We start from the raw sequence: 21,743 nt of genomic DNA, 5'->3' as shown, positions 1-21,743 counted from the left end.
GAAACTTATTTTCGACGCAAGGTCCGGTCAATACGCCATTGGGCCCTCGGAAAGATGGCCTTCATCGCCGGGCCCTCGCGGGTCCACAATGGGCGCATGGACCACGCGACCCCCCTGGAGCAGGCGCTGCACGTCGCCCGTGCCCTTGTTCTCGCCGACCTCGCCGCCGGCGAGGTCGCCGATGCCGATGTCGTCTCCCTCGTCGAGGACTCGGTCACGCACCGCCGGTGGTGGGTGGAGCAGTGGCCGGAGGGTGTCGACTACCTTGCCGGACTCGTCGCCCAAGACGTGAAGGACGCGCTGCTGGAGAAGTACGGACGATGGCCGCTGTGCCCGGTCTGCAACCACGGCGAGCCGCATGCGCTGGACGTGGAGCCGGAGCTGGGACCCGACCCGCACTGGGTGTGTTCGGAGGCGGGTGTGAAGGTGGCCGCGATCGGCGGCCTGGGCCCGGTCTTCGGACTCCGGTGAGCCGCCGGTGACCGTCTACATCGACCCGCCGACCTGGCCGGGCCACGGCCGCATGTGGTCGCACCTGGTCAGCGACGTCTCGTACGAGGAGCTGCACGCCTTCGCGGCGGCCATCGGCTGCCCGCCGCGGGCCTTCGAGCGGGACCACTACGACGTGCCCTCCTACCGGTACGCGGACGCGGTCGGCGCCGGTGCGGTGGAGATCGGCAGCAAGGAGCTCGTCCGCCGCCTCACCGCGGCGGGTCTGCGCCGCCCGAAGGGCCGGCCGGCGGCCCAGTAGCTTCACCGCGAACGCCGCCGCCCCCGGCAGGACCGTATGGGCCGAATTCGACCTGCCGCGCCCCTGGCCTGCGGACATCGCTCGCGCGCCGGAGCCCGCGCGCTGGGCCTCCGGTGGCAGGGACGATCCCAGGATCCAAGACACGGGAGGGAAAGGACCACACCGAACCCCACCCCTCCCGCCCATGGCGCACGCTCACTCACTTGAGTGAAAGACACCAACTTGGCTGGCTTCGGGACGGGTTGCCTGATCTACGCTCAGCGCGACACACCACACCACCGCTGACATACGTCGGCCCCCGCCGGGACTGCAATCCCAAGGCGAGGGCCTGACCACCGAGGAAGTAAGGCTTCCCGATGGATACCCAGAACACTAGCGCGCGCCCGCACGCCCAGTCCCGTAACGGCGGGGAAAACCACCCGTCCCGGCGCACCCGTGCGCGCACACGTTCCGGCGGTGTCATCCACGACAACGCCCGCCACACCGGCCGCTTCACCGTGATCGGCAATCACCTCGCCCAGCACGCCGAGCTGTCGCTGCTGGCCATCGGCCTGGCCGTCCACATCCAGTCCCTTCCCAGCGGCTCCCTCATCGACATCAGGACCCTCGCCGCGCGTTTCCCCGAAGGGAAGACCCGGATCGCCGCCGCCCTGCGCGAACTGGAGGCCCACGGCTATCTGCGCCGCACCTGCGAACGCACGAGCAGCGGCCACGTCGTCACCCGCACGGTCTCCTGCAACCAGCCGGGCCGGTCCGGAGCCACGGACGAGCCGAAGCCGGAGCCGAAAGCGAAACCCAAGCGTTCCGGCCGCCGGGAGGGCGAGCCGCCGCGCCGTGCCCTGCCCGCCGTACCGCAGCCCGCGTACCCCGCCCCTGACCTGCTCCAGTCCGCCATCGAGGTGCTCGCCGGCCTCCGCCGTGGGGATCCCCGCCTTCTGATCTCCGTCACGGAGGTCGAGCACCTCGCCCCCGGAGTCGCGGCCTGGCTGGAGCGCGATCTACCCCCGAGCGCCGTACACCACGCCCTGACCGCCGACCTGCCGTCGGTGCCCCTGCACCGGCCGGCCGCCCTCCTGGCCCACCGCCTCGCCGCCCAGCTCCCGCCCGTGCCGCCGTTCCGCGCCCCGGGAGCACCCCCGGCCGTCAGGCACCCGCTCCACAACTGCGACAACTGCGACCGTGCCTTCCGCGGCCCGGAACCGGGCACCTGCGGCGGCTGCCGTACCAGGCACGACGCACCCCCGAACACCGAGGAACCCCATGGTCGGCTCACCCCATGAAGCGATGCACCGCATCTTCCGGCACGCCCCCCAGCTCTTCAGCCGCCTGTCGGGCCCGAAGGGCCGTCCGGTGGTCTAGGAGCTCGGCTTGGGGGCCGGGGCCGGGGCCGGGGGCGAGGGTGCGGAGGGCTCCGGGACGGTGTTGGGCTGGGCCGCGGGCGGGAGCTCCCAGACGTGGTCCGGGGTCGCGATCTCGGTGACCGTGTGGGCGATGAGGGAGCTCAGGTTGCTGAACTTCCCGTCGACGTCGGAGTTCACCACGATCACCATGGTGGCGCGTGCCTGCGGGAGCCGGACGGCGACGGTCTCGTAGCCGGGCAGCTCGCCGTTGTGGCCGATCCAGCCGTCGAGTTCGGCGATGCCGAGCCCGTAGCCGATGCCGGGGTGTCCGGTGGGCAGCATGCGCAGCCGCTGGGCCTGGGTGCCCGGCTCCAGCAGGCGGTCGCCGTCGGGCAGCTTCCCCGTGACCAGGCTCGGGACCCAGGAGTGCAGGTCGTCCATGGTGGAGATCATCGCGCCGGCCGCCCAGGCCCAGGACGGGTTCCAGGTGGAGGCGTCGACGGTCGCGCCGTTCGGGGTGAAGTTCGTGTAGCCGTGCACGTACGGGGACGCGATCTCCGCGCCGGTCGGCAGCGAGGTCGCGTCCAGGCCGGCCGGTTCGAGGACGTGCTGCTGCAGGTAGGTGTGCAGGGGCTGCCCGCCGACCTTCTCGACGAGCAGGCCGAGCAGGACGGTGTTGGTGTTGGAGTACTCCCAGCGCGTGCCCGGCGGGAAGTTGGCAGGGTGCCGGAAAGCGGTGTCCAGCAGCTCCTGCGGGGTCCAGGCGCGGTGCGGGTCGGCCTTGTAGGTGGCCAGCAGGCGCGGGTCCTCGGTGTAGTTGTAGAGGCCGCTGCGCATGTCGGCGAGCTGCCGGACGGTGATCTTGTCGCCGCCGGGCACGCCGTCGAGGTACGCCGAGATCGGCGCGTCGAGCCGTACCTTCCCGTCGTCGACGAGCTGGAGGACGGCGGTGACGGTGAAGGTCTTGGTGACACTGCCGATGCGGGTGTGCATGTCGGTCTTGATGGGGACGCCGGTGGCCTTGTCGGCGGTGCCGAAGGCGCGCACGTAGGGGTCTTCGCCGTCGATCCACAGGCCGACGCCCACACCGGGGATGGCGGCCTTGCGCATGGCCGCGGTGATCGCGTCGTCGAGCTGCTCGGCGGTCGCCGGGTCGATGTCGACCCGGCCCGGCGGGGCGGCCGCGGGGGCCTGGCCCGCGCACAGCGCGGTCAGCAGCAGGGAGGCGGCGGCCAGGACGGTGGGCGTGCGGTACCGGCCCATGGAGGATCACCTCTGACGCGTCCCCGAGCGTTCCCACCTGATCCCCGAGCGGACCTTCCCATCGTAGGAAGCCGGGTCCGGGGCAGCGACCGGGACTGAGACCGGGACCGGGACTGAGACCGGGACTGAGACCGGGACCGGGACGGCGGTCAGGCGCGGGCGGGCTCCTCGGCGGGGGTCGCGGCGGCGCCGCCCGTGGCGATCACGCGGGTCGCGCGCGGCGGCGTACGGCGGTCCAGGCGCAGGGCGAGCACGGTGAGGACGATCGCGGTGACGGTCATGGCGGCGCCCGCCCAGGCGGTGGCGGCGAAGCCCAGGCCGGCGTCGATGACGGTGCCGCCGAGCCAGGGGCCACCGGTGTTGCCGAGGTTGAAGGCGGCCGTGGTGGTCGCGCCGGCCAGGGTCGGGGCGGCGCCGGCCACGTTGAACATACGGGCGTTGAGCGCCGGGGCGGTGAAGAAGGCCGAGAAGCCGAGCAGGAAGGCCAGGGCGACCGCCGCGGCGGCGGCGCCGGCCAGCAGGGCGAGCGCGGTGAGGAAGACGGTCGAGGCGGTGATGCCCCAGATCATCACGCCGAACAGGTGCGCGTCGGCGACCCGGCCGCCGACGGTGGTGCCGGCGAGCGCGCCGATGCCGAAGAGGCCGAGGATCCACGGGACCCACCGGGAGTCGAGCCCGGCCACGTCCGTGAGCAGCGGTGACAGGTAGCTGAAGGCGCAGAAGACGCCCCCCGCGGCCAGCGCGGTGATGCCGATGGAGAGCCACACCTGGCGGTCGCGGTAGATGCGCAGCTCGCGCCCGAGCGACGGCTTCTCGGCGGGCAGCGGGATCTTCGGGATCAGCACCAGGATGCCGACGAGGGCGATCGCGGAGGCGGCGGCGACCGACCAGAAGGCGGAGCGCCAGCCCAGGTGCTCGCCGAGGAAGGCACCGGCGGGGACGCCGAGGACGTTCGCGATGGACAGGCCGCCGATCATGACGGCCATCGCGCGGGCCCGCTGGTCCTTGTCGACCATGGCGATGGCGACGGCCGCGCCCACCGCCCAGAAGCCGGCGCAGGCGAACGCGGAGACCACGCGGGAGGCGAAGAGGAGCTCGTACGTGGGGGCCAGCGCGCCCGCGACCTGGCCGAGGCCGAAGAGGCTGATGAGGGCGATGAGGGTGGTGCGGCGGGGGAGCCGCAGGGTGGCCACGGCCAGCAGCGGTGCGCCCACGACCATGCCGATCGCGAAGGCGGATATGAGCAGGCCCGCCTGCGGGATGGTGACGCCCATGTCCTCGGCGATGGGTGGCAGCAGACCGGAGAGCATGAACTCGCTGGTGCCGAGCGCGAACACGGACAGTCCGAGGATGTACACGGCGACGGGCATGCGGGGGCGTGCGGCTGGTGCGGGCATGACTGTCACCAACCAGCGCGAACGCGATCGAATTCCCTACGGGACGAGAGCGGCGAGCTCGGCGGCGAGGTTGGCGCGGGCCGGGGCCTCCCAGTGCGCGGCCCCGTAGGGCGTGCGGAAGAGCCGCGGCAGGTCGAGCAGCTGGCGCAGGACGGCGGCGCGGCCGGTGCGGAAGGCGTCGTCGGGAACGAAGCCGTACTCGGCGCGGACGGCGGCCGCGTAGGCGGCGTACGCGTCGGGATCCCCGGCCAGGACGGCCAGGTCGGCGTCGCAGAGGGCCTCGCCGTCGGTGTCCCCGGGGGCGGGGTCGTGGGTGACGGTGAGCCGGACCAGGCGGGCCACCTCGGCGGTGCGCGCGGGGCCGATGCCGAGCTCGGGGAGGGCGCGCTCGGCGAGGGCGGCGCTGCGCTCCTCGTTCTCGGACCGGTCGGGACGGTAGACGGCGTCGTGGAACCAGGCGGCGAGCCGAACGGCGGCCGGATCGGTGGCGTGCGGGGCCAGTACGTCGATTCGCGCGAGCACGTCGGCCAGGTGCGCGGTGGTGTGGTACCGGCGCTGCGGCTCCGCCCAGGCGGTGAGGAGGCGGTCGGCGTAGGGCGCGGGATCACGGTCGGCGGCGGCGCCGGCGGCGGTGACGGTCGCCTGCCAGCGGGCCCGCAGGTCGGCGGTGTCCGGGTGGGTGTCGCTGCGCTGGGTGCCTGTGTCCATGGGCACATTGTGGGGTGGCGTGATTGTGCTGGTGAAGGGCGGGTGGAGGCCCGTATTCTGAATATTGGACTAGACCTCTAGTGGGTTTTCCTGAGTTCCCCGAGTTTCCCGAGCTTTCCGAAGAAGGATGGGATCGAATGAGCAACCGTGCGCTCCTGGAGGTGATCGCCCTCGACGTGGAGGACGCGGTCGCGGCCCAGGCAGGTGGGGCGGACCGACTCGAACTGGTCACCGACATGGCCGCCGACGGGCTCACCCCGCCGCGCGAGACCTTCGCGGCGATCAGGGCGGCGGTCGACATCCCGCTGCGCGTGATGCTCCGCAAGACGGACGGCTTCGCGGCCGGCGACGTCTCCGCCCTGGCCCGGGCGGCACGGGAACTGCGGGCGGAGGGCGCGCGGGAGTTCGTCCTCGGCTTCCTGGACGCCGACGGCGCCCCCGACCTGGCCGCGGTCGAGGCGGTCGTCGCGGAGCTGGACGGCTGCAGCTGGACCTTCCACCGGGCGATCGACCGCGCGGCGGACCGGGACCAGCTGCGCAAGGCGCTGGCCGATGTGCCGGGGCTGGACACGTACCTCACGGCGGGCGCGGCGGCGGGGGTGGAGGCCGGGCTGCCGGTGCTGCTGGCGGAGGCGGCGCGGGGTGGTGAGCCGGGGTACGGGGCGCGGATCCTGGTGGGCGGCGGGCTGACGCTCGCGCACCTGCCGGTGCTGAGGGCGGGCGGGATCGACGCCTTCCACATCGGTGGCGCGGCCCGTCCCTCCGGGTGGGGCGGGCCGGTCTCGGCGGCGGCCGTCGCGGACTGGCGCACCGCCCTTTCCTGACGGGGTCCGGCGGTCGGGCGCGCCGCCCTTCCCTGACCGGGGGTCCGGCGGTCGGGCGCGCCGCCGCTGCCGGGGGCGCCGCCCCCGGACCCCCGCGCCTCAAACGCCGGCGGGGCTGGAAGACCCGGGGGCTTCGCCCCGGACGCCGCGCCTCAAACGCCGGCGGGGCTGGAAGACCCGGGGCGCCGCCCCCGGACCCCGCGCCTCAAACGCCGGCGGGGCTGGAGGTCAGGGCGGTCGGGAGTGGGGCCGCGTGGAGGGCCGTCAGGCCCGAGACCGCGCGGGTGAGGCAGACGTACAGCCGCCGCAGGCCCGTCCGCTCGTCCGGCTCGCCGTCCACGATCGCCGCGGGCTCGTCCAGGACCACGTAGTCGTACTCCAGACCCTTCGCCAGCGACGCCGGGACCAGCGTCAGGCGGGACTCCGAGGTCGTCTCCTCGCCGGGGGACAGGTACGGCATCCCCGCCTCCGCCAGCGCCTCCGCGAGGACCGGGATCCGCGCGTCCGCCGCGATCAGGCCGATCGACCCCTCCTGCGCCAAGGAGTCACGGCACGCGGCGACCACCGCCGCCGTCAGGTCCGCCGTCTCCACGATCCGCAGCGACCCCGGCGTCTCGCGGACCGAGGAGACCGGGGCCAGGCCCGGGGAGATCGACGGCAGCAGCCGGGAGGCGTAGGCGATGACCTCGCGCGGCACGCGGAAGCCCGCCGTCAGTTCCTCCAGCACCGCCTGCGGCTTGCCCAGGTGCGCGAGGGCCTCGTCCCAGCTGCGCGTGGCCCACGGCGTGGTGCCCTGCGCGAGGTCGCCGAGGACCGTCGCCGAGCCCGTGGTGCAGCGCCGTCCCACCGCCCGGTACTGCATCGGCGACAGGTCCTGGGCCTCGTCCAGGACCACGTGGCCGAGCGAATGCGTCCGTTCCACCAGGTCGGCCGCCTCGTCGATCAGCACCAGGTCCGCCGCCGACCACTTCGCCGACTTCACGCTCCGGAACGGCTTCGGCCACAGCAGGAGCTTCTGCTCGTCCTCGGTGAGCACGTCCGCCGCGTGCAGCGCGAGGAAAGCGGGGTCGGACAGCAGCCGCAGGACCAGCTTCGCCGGTTCGACGGCCGGCCAGATCTCCTTGACCGCCGCCTTCACCGCCGCGTTGCGGGCCACCGCGTCCTGCACCCGGTCGTCCGGGGCCTCGCCGGCCTGCTCCATCCGTACGAGCACCGCGTGCGCGATGCGCTGCGGCAGGGCCTCCCGGGCCGCGCCGTAGCGGATGTCGCGCTTCTGCAGCTCCTCGACCATCTCCTCCAGCTCGTACGCGGGCACCCGCCAGCGGCGCGAGCCGCGGACCACCATCAGCGGCTCCGTGGGGCGGGTGACGTGCGAGCGGACGGCGCGGCTCAGTACCTCCGCCATGCGGGCGTCGCCCTTGACCACGGCGGTTTCGGCGGCGTCCGTGCCGCGTACCTCCAGGCCGGGGCGGGCGACCAGGTCGTCGACGGTGGCCTGCTTGACCTCCAGCTCGCCGAGGGCCGGCAGGACCTGCTCGATGTAGTGCAGGAAGGAACGGTTCGGCCCGATGACGAGCGTGCCGGTGCGGGCGAGGCGGTCGCGGTGCGCGTAGAGCAGGTACGCGACCCGGTGCAGGCCGACGGCGGTCTTGCCGGTGCCGGGGCCGCCCTGGACGCAGACGGAACCGCCCAGGCCGGAGCGGACGAGTTTGTCCTGCTCGGGCTGGATCGTCGCGACGATGTCCCGCATCGGGCCCACGCGCGGGCGCTCGATCTCCTGCTGGAGCAGCTTGCTGACCGCGGCCGCCTCGCCGGGATCGGACAGGTGCTCGTCCTCGTACGCCGTCAGCTCGCCGCCGGTGTAACCGAAGCGCCTGCGCAGCGCGATGTCCTGCGGGTCGGTCTTGGAGGCCCGGTAGAACGGCTGGGAGACGGGCGCGCGCCAGTCGATGACCATCGGGTCGCCGTCGGCGTCGTGGACGTGGCGGCGGCCGATGTAGAACTGCTCGCCCTCCGCGCCCTCGGCGAGCTCCGCGCCCGGTGCGTGCAGGTAGTTGAGGCGGCCGAAGAACAGCGGGGTGTGGGCGAGGTCGGCGAGGGCTTTGATGCGGTCGTCGATCTGGGCCTGGAGGACGATCGCGTTGACCCAGTTCGCGGTGACGTCGCGGATGTCGAGGGACTCGACGTCCGCGCGCATGGCGCGCAGGGCGGAACGCGAGGCGGTGAGGTGGGCCCGCTCGCGGCCCAGCGGGTCGGTGGGCGCCGCCGGGTCCGCGGTCGGGTCCGCGGTCGGGTTCGAGGTCGCGTTCGGGTCGTCGTGCGTGGTCTCGGGGGCGTGCGCGGGCACGGAACTGCCTCCAGCTGCTGGATGCGGAACAGATGGCCCGCCGGTTTCCGGCCGGAGGGCGGCTCTCCCCGATGAGGCGGCGGGAGGCGGCAAGAGCGGAGATTCTAGCCACCGGGGCGGTGCGGCGCGAACGAATATCGGGTGCGGGGATCAGGGATCAGGGGATCGTGAGGGAGGAGAGGAGCTGCTGGTGCATCTGCTTCAGGTCCTTCTCGTTCTCCTCGGGACCGTAGGTCAGGGCCATGACGAGATGGTCGTCGTCGGAGATGAAGCGGATGGAGCCGACCGCGGCCCCGTCGGCGTCCTCGCCGGAGAGGCTCGCATCGAGGGCCGGGCGGCCGTCCACCGTCGTCTTGCGGACGTTGTCACTGGTCAGGGTCCCGCCGCCGGTCAGGCCGTACGCGTCGACGAACCCCTTGAGGGCGTCCTCCAGCGGGAGCCGGTCGCCCGGCATGTCGTAGACGGCGAAGCCGGTGGCTCCGTCCGGGGTCTCCACCCCGTACACGCGGGCGTCGACGGAATCGCCCTCCATGGGAATGGCCCCCATGCGGACCTTGGCCTTTCCGGGAAGCTGGGCCGTGATGCCGCTGGGGGGATCGGTGGTCTTCACCGCGCCCTGGGCGGGCTGGGTGGGCGTGGGCGTGGGCGTGGGGGCGGCGACGGCGGCCGCGGCGGCGTGTGCTGGGGCGGCGAACGCGGTGGCGGACGGCAGCAGCCCCCCTGTGACCAGGGCTGTCGATGCGGAGAGCAGCGCGAGGCGCTGCGTCCGGGAACGGTGGGTCATGCGGATCACTCTCCTGGCCTGGTCGCCGGCACCGCGGACCTTCCCAGGGTCCGTCCCGACCCGCCCGAGTGCATCCGGACGGGTGTCGCACCGCGTCGTACCGCGTCGTACCGGGGAGTGTCAGACCTTGGTATCCACCCCTAGGGGTACGCATGCGACGGGAGGAGGACCCGGGGGCCTGTGAGGTTCCCTCCCGGGAGCGATGTGCTGGACGGCGCGAAAACGCACCATGGATCCATGAGCCCCGCAACCTTCACCTCGATCCAGGGCAGCCGTCCTAGCGGCGCCGCGTCCGACTCCCGTCCGCAGGGCGGCCTCGGCGGCATGCTGCGCGCCGTCAAGATCTTCGCGGCGACCGCCGTCAGCGTCGTCGTGCTCGGTGAATACGCCGAGGACGCGGGAGTCATACGCCACTGACCCCGGGCCCCACACAGCACGTCCACTGATCCACTAGGGTCACGCGGGTGACCCGGAGTCCCGTTCCCAGCCGCTCACCGTCGTCCCTCGCCGGTGTGCTGCTGACCGGCTCGCTGCTGCTGCTCGGTGTGCTCTGCATCGCCCTGCGCATTCCGGTGGCCGACGCCCTCGTCCAGGGTTTCTCCGCCGCCGAGTGGGGGCCGTCCGCCACCTATCCGCCGTTCGCGGCGATCCTGTTCACGCCCGCCGCGTGGCTGCCGAGCGGCGCGCTGAAGGCCGTCCTCGTCCTCGGCAACGCCGGCCTGCTCGCCCTGCTGATCACGCTGTCCTGCCGCCTCGCGGGACTCCGGTCCCGGCCCGGGCCCGTGCTGGCCGCCACCATCGCCGGGCTGTGGCTGCAGCCGCTGTTCCAGGCACCGCTGCCCGGTCTGATCAACCTGGCTCTCGCCTGCCTGGTCCTGTGGGACCTCGGCCGGCCGCGTTCCGCGCTCGGCAAGGGCTTCGCGCTGGGCGTGGCCGCCGGGATCACCCTCGCCCCGGCGGCCATCGCCGCGTACCTCCTGCTGACCCGCCGCGTCCGCGCCGGGCTCACCGCGCTGGCGGCCTCGGCCGGGACCGTCCTGCTCGGGCTGCTGGTCCTGCCGGAGGCCTCCGCCGAGTTCTGGACCCGGCACCTGGCCGACGCGGCCCGGGCCCTCGTACTGGACTGGCCGCCGCTGTGGGTCTGGTGCGCTCCCTTACTGGCCGTCCTGACGGCCCGCGCGTGCCGGAGTCAGTCGCTCGCCAGCAGCTCGTCGGCGTCCATGATCCGGTAGGCGTACCCCTGCTCGGCGAGGAACCGCTGGCGGTGCGCCGCGAAGTCCTGGTCGATCGTGTCGCGCGCGACGACCGAGTAGAACCGCGCCTCGTGGCCGTCCGCCTTCGGCCGCAGCACGCGGCCCAGGCGCTGGGCCTCCTCCTGGCGGGAGCCGAAGGTGCCCGACACCTGGATGGCGACGGTGGCCTCCGGCAGGTCGATGGAGAAGTTCGCGACCTTCGAGACGACCAGCACGCTGATCTCGCCCTCGCGGAAGGCGTTGAAGAGCTTCTCGCGCTGCGCGTTGGAGGTCTCGCCCTTGATGACGGGGGCGTCCAGGTGCTCGCCCAGCTCGTCGAGCTGGTCGATGTACTGCCCGATGACGAGGGTCTGCTCACCGCGGTGCTTGGCCACCAGCGCCTCGGTGACCTTGCGCTTCGTCGCCGTCGTCGCGCAGAAGCGGTACTTCTCCTCCGTCTCGGCCGTCGCGTACGCGAGCCGCTCCGACTCCGTCAGATTGACCCGGACCTCCACGCAGTCGGCGGGCGCGATGTAGCCCTGCGCCTCGATCTCCTTCCACGGGGCGTCGAACCGCTTCGGCCCGATGAGGGAGAAGACGTCCGACTCCCGCCCGTCCTCGCGCACCAGCGTCGCGGTCAGGCCGAGCCGGCGGCGTGCCTGCAGGTCGGCGGTGAACTTGAAGACCGGAGCGGGCAGCAGGTGCACCTCGTCATAGACGATCAGACCCCAGTCCCGGGAGTCGAAGAGCTCCAGGTGCGGGTAGACGCCCTTCCGTTTGGTCGTCAGGACCTGGTAGGTGGCGATGGTGACGGGCCGGATCTCCTTGCGGGTACCGGAGTACTCGCCGATCTCGTCCTCCGTCAGCGAGGTCCGCTTGACCAGCTCGTGCTTCCACTGGCGGGCCGAGACGGTGTTCGTCACCAGGATCAGCGTCGTCGCCTTGGCCATCGCCATGGCCCCGGCGCCGACCAGCGTCTTGCCGGCGCCGCAGGGCAGCACGACCACACCGGAGCCGCCGTGCCAGAAGCCTTCGACGGCCTGCTGCTGGTACGGCCGCAGGGCCCAGCCGTTCTCGGCCAGGTCGATCGGGTGCGCCTCGCCGTCGACGTAGCCGGCGAGGTCCTCGGCGGGCCAGCCCAGCTTGAGCAGCGTCTGCTTGATCTGCCCGCGCTCGGAGGGGTGCACGGCCACGGTGTCGGCGTCGAGCCGCGCACCGACGAGCGGGGCGACCTTCTTGGACCGCAGGATCTCCTCCAGCACCGGCCGGTCGGTGCTGGTCAGCACCAGTCCGTGCACGGGGTGCTTGGAGAGGGTCAGGCGGCCGTAGCGCGCCATGGTCTCGGCGACGTCGACGAGGAGTGCGTGCGGGACGGGATAGCGGGAGTACTCGACGAGCGCGTCGACGACCTGCTCGGCGTCATGGCCGGCGGCCCGGGCGTTCCACAGGCCGAGCGGGGTGATCCGGTAGGTGTGGATGTGCTCGGGGGCCCGCTCCAGCTCGGCGAAGGGGGCGATGGCACGCCGGGCGGCTCCGGCGAGCTCGTGGTCGACTTCGAGAAGGAGGGTCTTGTCGCTCTGGACGATGAGTGGACCATTCACGCGCGGCGCCCCGTTTCATTCAGGTCAAACCTCCAGTGTGCCGTACGGCGCGGAGGGTGGGAACACGGCGCTTCGGCGGGGCACCACGTGGGGCACCGGGTGGCGCACCCGGCGGGGCCCCGTGCGGGTCAGCGGCCCAGGCCGTCCAGGAGCAGGGCGAGGCCGCCGTGGAACTCGCGGTCCGGGGTGAGGGAGCGGGCGCCGAGCGCGGCTTCGGTCATGTACGGGAACTCCTCCGCCGGGAGCTCGGCGATCGCGGCGGTGCCCGCGCCGGAGAGGGCGCCGAGGTGTTCCTGCTGGATCGCGCCGATCACGTAGGCGAGCAGGGCCCGCAGGGCGATGATCCGCTCCTCCGGCCCGAATCCGGCCTCGCCGAGCACCCCGAGGACGGTCTCGCCCCAGCGCAGCACGCCGGGGGAGCGGTGCCGGTGGCTCATGGTGAGCGGCAGCACGGCGGGGTGCGCGCCGACGGTGTCCCGCATCCGGTCGACGAGGAGCGTGATGCGGGCGCGCCAGGGGCCGGCGGTCAGGGGCGGCGGGGTGCTGTCGACGGAGCCGAGGACCAGCTCGACGACGAGGGCCTCCAGCTCCCCTCGGTCCTGGACGTACCGGTAGAGGGCCATGGTGCTGATGCCGAGCTCGACGGCGACGGCACGCATGGACAGCCCGGACAGGCCCTCACGGTCGATCACGGCGAGGGCCGCGGCGGCCAGTTGGTCCGGGGTGAGTGAGCGGGGGCGCGGCATGGTGTTGACAGCGTACGACATACGCTTACGCTGTAGGTGTACGGCATACGCTTACGGAGGAGACCTCAGTGCAGCTCGACACCGGTTCCATCGTCCGCACCCGCACCCTCACCGCCGTCGCGGACGGCGCCCCCGTGGCCGTCCCCGACCCCGGACACCTCGTCCACCTCCAGTTCCGGCGGTTCGCCGGCTGCCCCATCTGCCATCTGCACCTGCGCTCGGTGGTGCGGCGGCACGCCGAGATAGAAGCCGCCGGGATCCGGGAGGTCGTGGTCTTCCACTCCGGCGCCGACGAACTGCGCGAGCACGTCGCCGACCTGCCCTTCGCCGTCGTCGCGGACCCCCGCAAGCGGCTGTACGCCGAGTTCGGCGTCGAGTCGTCCTACCGCGCCCTGCTGGCCGCGCGCGCCTGGCGGGCGATCGCCGTCGGCACGCTCGACATCCTGCGCGGCCAGGCGAAGCCGCCGACGCTCGTCCAGGACGGCGGGCGCCTGGGGCTGCCGGCGGACTTCCTGATCGCGCCGGACGGACGCGTCCTGGCCGCCGGTTACGGGATGCACGCGGACGACCAGTGGCCGGTGGGAAAGCTGCTGACCCTGGCGGCGGAGACACGTACCGTCCTGGCGTGAACCAAGATCAGCAGCCCTTCGTACCCGCCGACTTCGCGGTACCGCGGACCCTCCTCGCCGACGGCTTCCGGCTGGAGCCGCTCGGCGCCGAGCACAACGAGCGGGACCTCGCCGCCTGGACCGGGAGCATCGCGCACATCAGGGCGACGCCCGGGTTCGTGGGGCGGGGCTGGCCGCCGGTGGCGGGGATGTCCGCCGAGGCGAACCTGGCCGACCTGCTCCGGCACGCGCGGGAGTTCGAGGAACGTTCCGCCTTCGCCTACAGCCTCCTGGAAGGGGAGGCCGACGGCGACGGCGAGGTGATCGGCTGCCTGTACATCCACACCTCCCGGCAGGACGCCCGGCGGGTCGTCGTCAGCCACTGGGTACGGTCCGACCGGGCCGCGCTCGACCCACGGGTCCACGAGCGGGTCACCCGCTGGCTCCGCGAGGTGTGGCCCTTCGACGCCGGGCGGATCGACTACGAACCCAGGTGAGGTCGACGTTGCCGGCGGCCCGCATCAGCCGCGCCGCCGCCACCAGCGACGCTTCGGTGCGACGGACCCGGACTCCGGGACGGCGGCGGCGGTGGCGGTGACCGAGACGACGGGGGCGAGGTCGCGCCGCTCCGGGGCGACGGCGAGCAGGGCGGTGCGGATGCGGTCGAAGGTCGCGATCGGGTGATGCCCCTCCCCGGGCAGTGCCACCCCGACGCAGACCAGCTTGAAGCTGTTCTCGCCCAGACCGGCGCCGATGAACACCGGTGCGCCGACACACCCCCGCGGCAGGGTTCCGAGCCAGCGGACGCCGTCCTCGTCGGTGCGCACGATCTCCCCGACCACGACGGCCTGCCCCCGCGGGCCGTTCACGTCGTCGTCGACGTGGCCCAGCAGGTAGGCGGGGACCGGCGTCCCGTCGAGGGCGGCGATGTCTTCCTCCGTCGCCGCGAGGCCGTCGGTGACCTCGTCCGTCGTCCAGCTCCAGCCCTTACGTGCGGCGTACGCGTACAGCGGGGTGTCGGGCATGACCGCCACGCCCAGGTCCCCGAGGTGGATCCACCCCTCCGCGAAGCCGGTCATCGCCAACTTCTCCGCGCTCATCGCGGGTGCGCACAGCTCCGGCCGAAGCGTGAACTCGGCCATGTCGTACAGCGTCCGCTCGCCCGCGGTCACCAGGTACTGCCGGATGACCGAACCCTCGTCGGTCTCCTCGACGAGTTCGTTGAACCAGAAGGCCGTCGCGTGCTGCTCCGCCCGGTTGGCCCGCTGGAAGGGCAGCGTCGCGCGGCCGGCGTGGCCCATGATTGCGTCGATGGTGGCGCTGTGGAAACGAGGCAGGTCAGGCATGGTGCGTGAGCGTAACGGACCGCCGGGGGCGGCCCCTCGCCGCGGTCGTGTTCAGTCGCTCTACGGCCGAACGGGTAGACGCCGGAGGTCGATGCGGCGGGCGGCGACGTTGCGCACGGGTCGCCACCCACGCGCCGCCTAGGGTGGCAGGCGCCCACCGGCGACGTCGGAACGGACCCTCATGACGCAAGCGAGCTGGGACCGCACGCTCCTCAGCACCTCCTCGGCTCCCGCCACCACCGTCACCCACGACGCCGGTCTGCTTCTGCTCCGGCTCGTCGTCGGCCTGAGCATGGCCGGCCACGGCACGATGAAGCTCTTCGGCTGGTTCGGCGGCCCGGGCCTGACCGCGACCGGCAAGGGCTTCACGGCGGCCGGCTACCCCGCCGGGGACGCCATGGCCGTCATCGCCGGTCTCGCCGAGACCCTGGGCGGCCTCGGCCTCGCCCTCGGCCTGCTCACCCCGCTCGCCGGAGCGGCCCTGACCGGCACCTTCATCAACGTCCTCGACGTCCGGGGCCTGAGTGCCTACTTCCCGCCCAAGGGCGTGGAACTCGAAGTGGTGCTGTTCGCCGCGATCGTCACCCTCACCCTCACCGGGCCGGGCCGCTTCGCCGTCGACCACCACCTCCCGGTGCTGCGCGAGAGCCGGCCCCGATACTCCCTGCTCGCCCTGCTGGTGGGCGTCGTCACGGGATTCGTCGTCCTGCTCATCCGCGACTGAGCCGACCCGGACCGACCGGGACCGACCCGGACCGACCGGTCACGCCCCCAGGTGGGGCAGCGGACCCGCGGGGTACGGGGTCTCCACGGGCAGCAGGGCGCGCGCGGCCGCCTCGTCCCCGGCCCCGAGCAGACCGTGGATCTCCCGGGCCAGCCCGGTCACCTCACGGATGGAGACCGTCCACTCGTCGGCGTACGCCCGCGACGCCGGACCGGACAGGCCCAGCTGGAGCGAGCGGTACGGCAGCGGATTCAGCCGCAGGTCGCGCTCCGGGTCCCACTGGACCCGGGCCGGCGCCCCGAGCAGGGATTCCTTCCAGGCCGCCCGGTCCTCGTGCACCTCCGGCACGTAGTGGGACAGACAGGCGTCGCGCAGCGCCCGGTCGAAGCCCTCGCGGGTGATCTCGATCGCCAGCACCGTCTCCTGGTCGGCCTTGGTCCCCCAGCCGCAGCGGTACATCATCCACAGGAACGACGGCTTGATCCACGTCATCCGCTCGCGCTTCCAGGCGGGCGGGAAGCGGCCGTCGCGGGCGGCCGGCACCCCCAGCGAGGGGGAGTAGGCCTGGTACACCGTGATCGTGGTGCCGGTGTGCGCCGCGCGGATCTGGCGGTTCGGGACGTGGTCGTCGGACATGGGCCCAGGATGACGGCCCGTCACCCCGCTGGCCATCGGTTTTCGGCACGGCCGCCGAGCCGGAGACGTACTACACCTGGTCGTCCGCCAGTTCCGCGACACCGGTGATCCGGTGCAGCGCGTACGTCCGTACCTCGTCCGCCGTGTGGTCGTACCCCGTGACGAAGCCGCCCTCCACCCGGACCGGCGCGATGACCCGCTGGCTCGCAGCGCCCTCCGCGTTCACGTACCCGATCCACACCGCCGACCCGGTCAGCGCGGCCGCCTGCACCGTCGCCAGGGTCTCCGCCGCGCTCGTGCGCGGCAGTTCGCCCGGCACCCCGGTCCCGGCGGCGGGGGCCGTCGCGGGCTCCTTGCGCACCGCCGTCGCCGCCACGTCACCCGCGCGGATCGCCCGTACGGCCGCCGCCAGCAGCGTCGCGTCCGGCACCGGCGGACCCTCCGGCACCGGTACGGGCGCCGAGCGGGCCGGGGTGCGATGGGCGTCCGCCCGCGCCACCAGCACGTCGCCGGTACGGGACTCCGCGGCCGGCGCGTACCCCATCGCCCGCAACCCCTCCAGCAGGACGGCCGGATCCGCCTGCACCGCCAGCACCGTCGGCGCGAGGCGGCGCAGCCCCAGCCCCGCCGAACGCTTGTCGGCCAGGATCTCGCCCAGCATCGCGTCGTCGTCGCAGCGCACGTACGAGGAGGCCGCGCCGACCCGCAGGTGTCCGTGCCGGCGGGCCACGTCGTCGATCAGGTAGGCCAGCGGCTGCGGCACCGGCGTACGGCTGTGCTCCTTGAGGAAGGCGTGCAGGTCCGCGGCGGCGTGGCCGGCGTCCAGGGCCCGGCGCACCGACCCGGGCGTGAACCGGTACACCGTCGCCCCGCCCTTGGACTCCACGTCCGCGAGTACGGCGAGGGTGTCGCCCAGCGGGCGGCGCAGCGGGCCCGGGGCCACCGCCGTCAGGTCGGCCTGCAGCAGCACGTGGTCGACCGGCTCCGGCAGCAGCGGGGCCAGCAGCGGTGCCGGGTCGCGGTGCTCCAGCAGGGCCCGGCCGGGCCCGGACAGGGCGCCCCGGCCGGTCACCCCGAGGACCTCCGCCTCGGCCAGCACCCAGCGCGCGAGGCGCGCCCGCAGATCGCTCGCCCCGCGTACGGGACGCTCCCAGGCGAGTCGCGCCAACAGGGTCTCCGGGTCGGGCGACCCACCCTCGGGCAGGTCACCGAGGAGCTCCAGCACCCGCCGGCGCACCTCGGGGGCGGCGGAGCGGTCGAGTTCGGGGCCGAGCGCGGACAGCGTGCGCCCCTTGGCGTCCTGCTCGCCGACCAGCGGGGCCGTGCGGGTGGCCGGCAGCCAGGCCGCCGCGAGGTGCGACCAGCGCTCGGCGGGCGGCAGTTCGACCCAGTCGTCGAAGGCCGGGGTGGGCGCGTACCGCTCGTCCGCTTCCCCGTCGCTGGCCAGCAGACCGGCCGCGTAGGCCAGTTCGGCCCAGAAGGCCGCCTGCGACTCGGTCGTGTCCAGCAGGGCCGCGGTCCGCTTCAGGTCCCGTACGGAGAGCCCGCCCGCCCGCAGTACCGGCGGACCGGCGTGCTCCCAGGACTTCACCAGCTCCTCGACGGTGGCCAGCGCGGCCAGCGCCTGCCCGGCGGCGTTCGCGTCCACAAGCTGTGGACGGTGCTCGCGGTGCGCGGGCACCGGCGGAGCCACCGGCGCGGTGTCCCGGTGCGCGAGCCCGCCGCGCAGGTGCAGCGCCACCTCGCGGGGCAGCACGACGGTCCGCGCCGTCGCGGGCAGCAGCAGCCCCCGGTCGCGCAGCCAGCGCACCGGCGGCGTCGGATTCGGGGTGACCTCCCCGTACGGCGGCCCCCACACGAGCCGCCCCAGCACCTGATGCGCCTCCGCCGGAGCCTCGTCCAGCAGTGCCGACATCCGCTCCGGATCGGTGAACAGCCCGGTCAGCGCGGTCACCGCGGACACCGGGTCGTGGGTGGCGGGCAGCCCCACCGCCGCCACGATCTCCTGTACGCGGGTCGGCGACATCCCGGCCGTGGCCTCGGCGACGGTCGGACCCAGCCCGGTGGGGGAGGGGCGGGAGGCCGACGGGGCGAGCAGTTCGCGCGCCGTGCGGACCAGCCGCAGCCGCTCCTCGTCCCCCCACACCAGGGCCTGGTCGCGCAGGGTGGCCAGGGCGCCGGGGAGCGCGGCGCGGGCCTGTTCGTCCTCGCCGCCCGTCAGCAGCCCCTCCAGCACCGGGTACGGGCACGGCTCCGGGCCCACCGCGAGGGCCTCGGCGGTCTGCAGGGCGAACCGGTCCAGCCGGTCCAGGGCACGCACCACCGAAGCCCGGGTGCCGGCCCGGGTCGCCAGCTGCGTCACATCGCCCGGCACCGGCCCGAGCAGGTCCGGGCGGGCGCGCAACAGAGCCGCGAGCGCCGCGTCGTCACGGGCGCGCAGCGCCTCGGCGAGTGAACGCGGGGAGCTTCCCGCCGGGCTCCCGCCGGCGGATCCCGCCGCAGTGCTTGCCTCGGGCACAGTCGCCTCCTGGTCGCGTCGGCCGGTCAGTCGGCCGGTCCCCATCCGGTCAACGGTATCCGCTGCGCCCGCAGCAGCTCCACGGGCGCACGCGCTACCTTCGGGACAGGGGATGAGGGAGGAGCCTGGGCGTGGGCATCGAGAGCGACCATCTGGTCTACGAATATCTGAGCCGCGTCGGGGACTTGGCGCAACAGCGGCAGCTGTCCTCCGGTGACCGGATGCGGCTGGTGTCGGGGCTGCGGGACGAGATCGACCGTCGGCGCGCCAAGTACGACCCGGACACCCCGGCCGCCGTACGGCGCATCCTGGAGCGGATCGGCACGCCCGAGGAGGTCCTGGACACCCTCGGCTCCCGGCCGGGCGCGGCCCCCGCCCCCGCGGCCCCCGCCGACGCCGGCCTGTCGGTCCCCGTCCAGCGGGGGCCGGGCCGCCTGCGCAGCCGGAAGGCGGCCCCGGCCCGCCCGGCGGCGGAGCCCGAGAACGTGCCGCCGCACCTGGCCGGGCTGGACGAGCTCGGCCCGTCCGGCGGGGCCGAGCCCGACTGGTGGCGGGTCAGCCCGGCGACGTACGGGGCGGGCCCGCAGGTCGACGGTTTCGCGGGCGGCATCGAGATCCCGGACCTGTTCAAGGAAGGGCCGCAGGACGAGCCGGGGGAGGGGGAGGCGGCGCCGGCCCCGCCCGGGGAGGACGAGGGGCGCGCGCGGAGCCTCGTACGGTTCCTGCGCGAGCGGCGGCGCGCGAAGAAGGACGCGGCGGCCGGGGCCGCCGGGCCACAAGCCCCCGCGGCCGCCCGCCCGCGGCCGAACGCCCTCCTGCTGCTGGCGGCGGCCGTCCTCGTCGTCGGCATGGTCACCGGCTACTGGCTGCTGCTCGTGGTCGGCTGGCTCCTTCCGTTCGCCTCGCGCGTGCTGAGGCCGGCCGAGCGGAAATGGGCGGTCTTCGGCCCGCCCGGCGTGGTGCTCGCGGGGGCGGTGCTGTGGGTGTGGGGCCGGATGAACGGCAAGTGGGGCGAGACCCTGCCCGACGACCAGCTGAGCGGGGAGCTGCACGGGATGTGGCCGTGGGTCCTGCGGGGCGCCGCGCTGGCCTCCGCGCTGTACCTGGTGTGGCGGGCGCGGCGGCGGTAGCCGCCGGCCCGGCGCCGCTGCTGGGGCTCCGCACCGGACCCCGCGCCTCAATCGCCGGCGGGGGCCGGGTGCTGCTGTCGGTCGCTCGTTCGGGTGGGCGGTCGGTGTTCCGGGGAACGATGCCTTCTGCGGCTCTGGTTCGGCGTCATGACGACACCCGCGGAGGGAGGGTGCGCCCGGTACACCTTCCGACGGCGTGTGTCGTCCACCGCCCGCAAGGCGGCCCTGGGCGTGCGTTCCCCTGATGTAAGCCCGCAGTCGGCCCGCAGTCGGCCTGCCGTGCGGGCGCCTCGGCACAATGGAAGGTATGAACCTCACCGTCGGCTTCGACCTCGACATGACCCTCATCGACTCGCGCCCGGGAATCAAGGCCGCCTACCAGGCCCTTTCCTCCGAGACGGGAACGCTCATCGATGCCGACGAGGCGGTCACCCGGCTGGGTCCGCCGCTGGAGGAGGAGCTCGCGCACTGGTTCCCGGAGGCCGAGATCCCGGCCATGGCCGACCGCTACCGGGAGATCTACCCCACGTACGCCATCGGGCCGACTCCGGCCATGCCGGGCGCCCGTGAGGCGATCGAGGCCGTCCAGGCGCTGGGCGGCCGCGCGATCGTCGTCACGGCCAAGCACGAGCCCAACGCCCGCCTGCACCTGTCGCACCTCGGCATCGAGGCCGACGCGGTCATCGGCTGGCTCTGGGCGGAGGCCAAGGCCGGTGCGCTGCGCGAGTACGGGGCGCAGGTCTACGTCGGCGACCACGTCGGCGACGTGCGCGGCGCCCGCACGGCCGGCGCGCTGTCCGTGGTGGTGCCGACCGGCCCGTGCCCGGAGGAGGAACTGCGCGAGGCGGGCGCGGACGTGGTGCTGCCCGACCTCACCGCCCTGCCCCAGTGGCTCGCGCAGTACGTCGCCGCCCAGCCCGTCTGAGAGCCTCCCGGGTATCCCCTACGCCTGCGAGGCGCGGGCGGCCCGGCGCTGCGCCGAGGCCGAGCGGAGCACGCCCGCCGCGGAGATGGCGAAGCCGACGCCCATGAGCATGCAGACCGCCCACGCGTACGGCGGGAACGGGTCCATGTCGAGGAAGAGCGGAGCCATGGTCGCCAGCGTGGCCACGGCCCCGGCGATGAACACGATGCCGCCGGCCTTGACGAGTCCGTCGCCGGGCCGGGCTTCGTCTGAATGAGGAGTAACAGTCACCTCACCAGGGTAGTTCCCTGGCCGAAGCAGCCGACCGTGAAGGACCGGGGAACGTCTTGTCACCCGGCCCCCGACCATTAGCCTTGAGGTGGCGGGTCACACATGGCCCGCTGCGCTGTTGTCCGGAGCCGTTCACGGCACTTCGGACCCCCGACGAGCACAAGGACAGAGGACGGACGTGCCTACCGGCAAGGTCAAGTGGTTCAACAGTGAGAAGGGCTTCGGCTTTCTCTCCCGCGACGACGGCGGCGACGTCTTCGTCCACTCGTCGGTGCTCCCTGCCGGGGTGGACGCTCTCAAGCCCGGCCAGCGCGTCGAGTTCGGTGTCGTCGCGGGCCAGCGCGGTGACCAGGCACTTTCGGTGACGGTACTGGACCCGGCACCCTCCGTCGCGGCCGCGCAGCGGCGCAAGCCCGACGAGCTCGCCTCGATCGTGCAGGACCTCACGACCCTCCTGGAGAACATCACCCCGATGCTGGAGCGCGGCCGTTACCCCGACAGGGTGCACGGCACGAAGATCGCCGGACTGCTGCGCGCGGTCGCCGACCAGCTCGACGTCTGACCCCCGCCCCGCCCCGCACCGTCACGCGTAC

23 protein-coding genes are annotated in these 21,743 nt (G+C 73.7%); 12 read left to right on the top strand and 11 right to left on the bottom strand.

The window, feature by feature from the left end:
• Window positions 1-96: 96 nt before the first annotated feature.
• The 3 genes from ACZ573_RS26020 (at window position 97) to ACZ573_RS26010 (ending at window position 2,031) form a co-directional block, all read left to right on the top strand.
• Window positions 97-471 carry a hypothetical protein gene (locus ACZ573_RS26020; RefSeq protein ID WP_030727652.1) on the top strand — a complete coding sequence of 125 codons (375 nt, stop codon included), beginning with the start codon at window positions 97-99 and terminating at the stop codon, window positions 469-471.
• 7 nt (window positions 472-478) lie between these two features.
• Window positions 479-751, top strand: a complete 273-nt coding sequence (locus ACZ573_RS26015) for a DUF4031 domain-containing protein (RefSeq protein ID WP_471308137.1) — start codon at window positions 479-481, stop codon at window positions 749-751.
• 356 nt (window positions 752-1,107) lie between these two features.
• The gene (locus ACZ573_RS26010) at window positions 1,108-2,031 is read left to right on the top strand and encodes a helix-turn-helix domain-containing protein (RefSeq protein ID WP_471308135.1); all 924 of its coding nucleotides are present in this window, start codon (window positions 1,108-1,110) and stop codon (window positions 2,029-2,031) included.
• A gap of 75 nt (window positions 2,032-2,106) precedes the next feature.
• Here the strand turns inward: ACZ573_RS26010 and ACZ573_RS26005 are convergent, their stop codons facing one another.
• The 3 genes from ACZ573_RS26005 to ACZ573_RS25995 all read right to left on the bottom strand — a co-directional run bounded on the left by ACZ573_RS26005 (window position 2,107) and on the right by ACZ573_RS25995 (window position 5,459).
• A complete protein-coding gene (locus tag ACZ573_RS26005) occupies window positions 2,107-3,354 on the bottom strand; it encodes a serine hydrolase domain-containing protein (protein WP_471308130.1) in 1,248 nt (415 codons plus the stop codon).
• Window positions 3,355-3,503: 149 nt separating this feature from the next.
• Window positions 3,504-4,724, bottom strand: a complete 1,221-nt coding sequence (locus ACZ573_RS26000; RefSeq protein WP_471308451.1) for a Cmx/CmrA family chloramphenicol efflux MFS transporter — start codon at window positions 4,722-4,724, stop codon at window positions 3,504-3,506.
• A gap of 63 nt (window positions 4,725-4,787) precedes the next feature.
• Entirely contained in the window at window positions 4,788-5,459 is a 672-nt protein-coding gene (locus tag ACZ573_RS25995; protein ID WP_471308128.1) for an HD domain-containing protein, read from the bottom strand.
• Window positions 5,460-5,596: 137 nt separating this feature from the next.
• Here ACZ573_RS25995 and ACZ573_RS25990 point away from each other — a divergent pair, with 137 nt between their 5' ends.
• Complete coding sequence (locus ACZ573_RS25990) at window positions 5,597-6,283, top strand: copper homeostasis protein CutC (protein WP_471308125.1); 687 nt, start codon at window positions 5,597-5,599, stop codon at window positions 6,281-6,283.
• A gap of 205 nt (window positions 6,284-6,488) precedes the next feature.
• Here ACZ573_RS25990 and ACZ573_RS25985 read toward each other — a convergent pair whose 3' ends face one another.
• Both ACZ573_RS25985 and ACZ573_RS25980 read right to left on the bottom strand, forming a co-directional pair.
• Window positions 6,489-8,630, bottom strand: a complete 2,142-nt coding sequence (locus ACZ573_RS25985; RefSeq protein ID WP_471308120.1) for a HelD family protein — start codon at window positions 8,628-8,630, stop codon at window positions 6,489-6,491.
• A 157-nt stretch (window positions 8,631-8,787) separates the two neighbouring features.
• On the bottom strand, window positions 8,788-9,414 hold the full coding sequence (locus ACZ573_RS25980; protein WP_471308118.1) for a hypothetical protein: 627 nt from the start codon (window positions 9,412-9,414) through the stop codon (window positions 8,788-8,790).
• Window positions 9,415-9,651: 237 nt separating this feature from the next.
• On the opposite strand from ACZ573_RS25980, the gene ACZ573_RS25975 reads away from it, so the two are divergent.
• Both ACZ573_RS25975 and ACZ573_RS25970 read left to right on the top strand, forming a co-directional pair.
• The gene (locus tag ACZ573_RS25975) at window positions 9,652-9,831 is read left to right on the top strand and encodes a hypothetical protein (RefSeq protein WP_468123337.1); all 180 of its coding nucleotides are present in this window, start codon (window positions 9,652-9,654) and stop codon (window positions 9,829-9,831) included.
• 47 nt (window positions 9,832-9,878) lie between these two features.
• Window positions 9,879-10,646, top strand: coding sequence for a glycosyltransferase 87 family protein (locus ACZ573_RS25970; RefSeq protein WP_471308114.1), 768 nt, complete (start codon window positions 9,879-9,881; stop codon window positions 10,644-10,646).
• On the opposite strand, the gene ACZ573_RS25965 is transcribed toward ACZ573_RS25970, so the two are convergent.
• Entirely contained in the window at window positions 10,604-12,247 is a 1,644-nt protein-coding gene (locus tag ACZ573_RS25965; RefSeq protein ID WP_030387353.1) for a DNA repair helicase XPB, read from the bottom strand. The genes ACZ573_RS25970 and ACZ573_RS25965 overlap by 43 nt on opposite strands.
• Window positions 12,248-12,375: 128 nt before the next feature.
• On the bottom strand, window positions 12,376-12,993 hold the full coding sequence (locus ACZ573_RS25960; protein WP_471308449.1) for a TetR/AcrR family transcriptional regulator: 618 nt from the start codon (window positions 12,991-12,993) through the stop codon (window positions 12,376-12,378).
• Window positions 12,994-13,061: 68 nt separating this feature from the next.
• Here ACZ573_RS25960 and ACZ573_RS25955 point away from each other — a divergent pair, with 68 nt between their 5' ends.
• Both ACZ573_RS25955 and ACZ573_RS25950 read left to right on the top strand, forming a co-directional pair.
• Window positions 13,062-13,622 (top strand): peroxiredoxin-like family protein, encoded by a 561-nt coding sequence (locus ACZ573_RS25955; protein ID WP_471308111.1) that lies wholly within the window; start codon window positions 13,062-13,064, stop codon window positions 13,620-13,622.
• Entirely contained in the window at window positions 13,619-14,098 is a 480-nt protein-coding gene (locus ACZ573_RS25950) for an N-acetyltransferase (protein ID WP_471308108.1), read from the top strand. The genes ACZ573_RS25955 and ACZ573_RS25950 overlap by 4 nt, the downstream gene beginning before the upstream one ends.
• 24 nt (window positions 14,099-14,122) lie before the next feature.
• Here the strand turns inward: ACZ573_RS25950 and ACZ573_RS25945 are convergent, their stop codons facing one another.
• Window positions 14,123-14,947 carry a hypothetical protein gene (locus tag ACZ573_RS25945; RefSeq protein ID WP_471308106.1) on the bottom strand — a complete coding sequence of 275 codons (825 nt, stop codon included), beginning with the start codon at window positions 14,945-14,947 and terminating at the stop codon, window positions 14,123-14,125.
• A gap of 181 nt (window positions 14,948-15,128) precedes the next feature.
• On the opposite strand from ACZ573_RS25945, the gene ACZ573_RS25940 reads away from it, so the two are divergent.
• Window positions 15,129-15,671: a DoxX family protein gene (locus ACZ573_RS25940; RefSeq protein ID WP_471308104.1), complete on the top strand. Its 543-nt coding sequence runs from the start codon at window positions 15,129-15,131 to the stop codon at window positions 15,669-15,671.
• A gap of 39 nt (window positions 15,672-15,710) precedes the next feature.
• Here the strand turns inward: ACZ573_RS25940 and ACZ573_RS25935 are convergent, their stop codons facing one another.
• Together ACZ573_RS25935 and ACZ573_RS25930 are read right to left on the bottom strand one after the other, a co-directional pair.
• Window positions 15,711-16,307, bottom strand: coding sequence for a DUF4291 domain-containing protein (locus ACZ573_RS25935; RefSeq protein ID WP_471308102.1), 597 nt, complete (start codon window positions 16,305-16,307; stop codon window positions 15,711-15,713).
• 70 nt (window positions 16,308-16,377) lie between these two features.
• The gene (locus tag ACZ573_RS25930) at window positions 16,378-18,870 is read right to left on the bottom strand and encodes a helicase-associated domain-containing protein (RefSeq protein ID WP_471308099.1); all 2,493 of its coding nucleotides are present in this window, start codon (window positions 18,868-18,870) and stop codon (window positions 16,378-16,380) included.
• Window positions 18,871-18,956: 86 nt separating this feature from the next.
• On the opposite strand from ACZ573_RS25930, the gene ACZ573_RS25925 reads away from it, so the two are divergent.
• Both ACZ573_RS25925 and ACZ573_RS25920 read left to right on the top strand, forming a co-directional pair.
• Window positions 18,957-19,955 carry a hypothetical protein gene (locus ACZ573_RS25925; RefSeq protein WP_471308094.1) on the top strand — a complete coding sequence of 333 codons (999 nt, stop codon included), beginning with the start codon at window positions 18,957-18,959 and terminating at the stop codon, window positions 19,953-19,955.
• A gap of 307 nt (window positions 19,956-20,262) precedes the next feature.
• Window positions 20,263-20,880 (top strand): HAD family hydrolase, encoded by a 618-nt coding sequence (locus ACZ573_RS25920; RefSeq protein ID WP_471308088.1) that lies wholly within the window; start codon window positions 20,263-20,265, stop codon window positions 20,878-20,880.
• A gap of 18 nt (window positions 20,881-20,898) precedes the next feature.
• Here the strand turns inward: ACZ573_RS25920 and ACZ573_RS25915 are convergent, their stop codons facing one another.
• The gene (locus ACZ573_RS25915; protein WP_471308086.1) at window positions 20,899-21,150 is read right to left on the bottom strand and encodes a hypothetical protein; all 252 of its coding nucleotides are present in this window, start codon (window positions 21,148-21,150) and stop codon (window positions 20,899-20,901) included.
• Between the two features lie 178 nt (window positions 21,151-21,328).
• Between ACZ573_RS25915 and ACZ573_RS25910 the strand changes: the two genes are divergently transcribed.
• On the top strand, window positions 21,329-21,712 hold the full coding sequence (locus ACZ573_RS25910; protein ID WP_136225748.1) for a cold-shock protein: 384 nt from the start codon (window positions 21,329-21,331) through the stop codon (window positions 21,710-21,712).
• The last annotated feature ends 31 nt before the right edge of the window (window positions 21,713-21,743 follow it).

It is taken from the genome of Streptomyces sp. NPDC040545, assembly GCF_055595065.1.
Note: the sequence above shows the minus strand (reverse complement) of the source record. Positions and strands in the feature narration are given on the sequence as shown.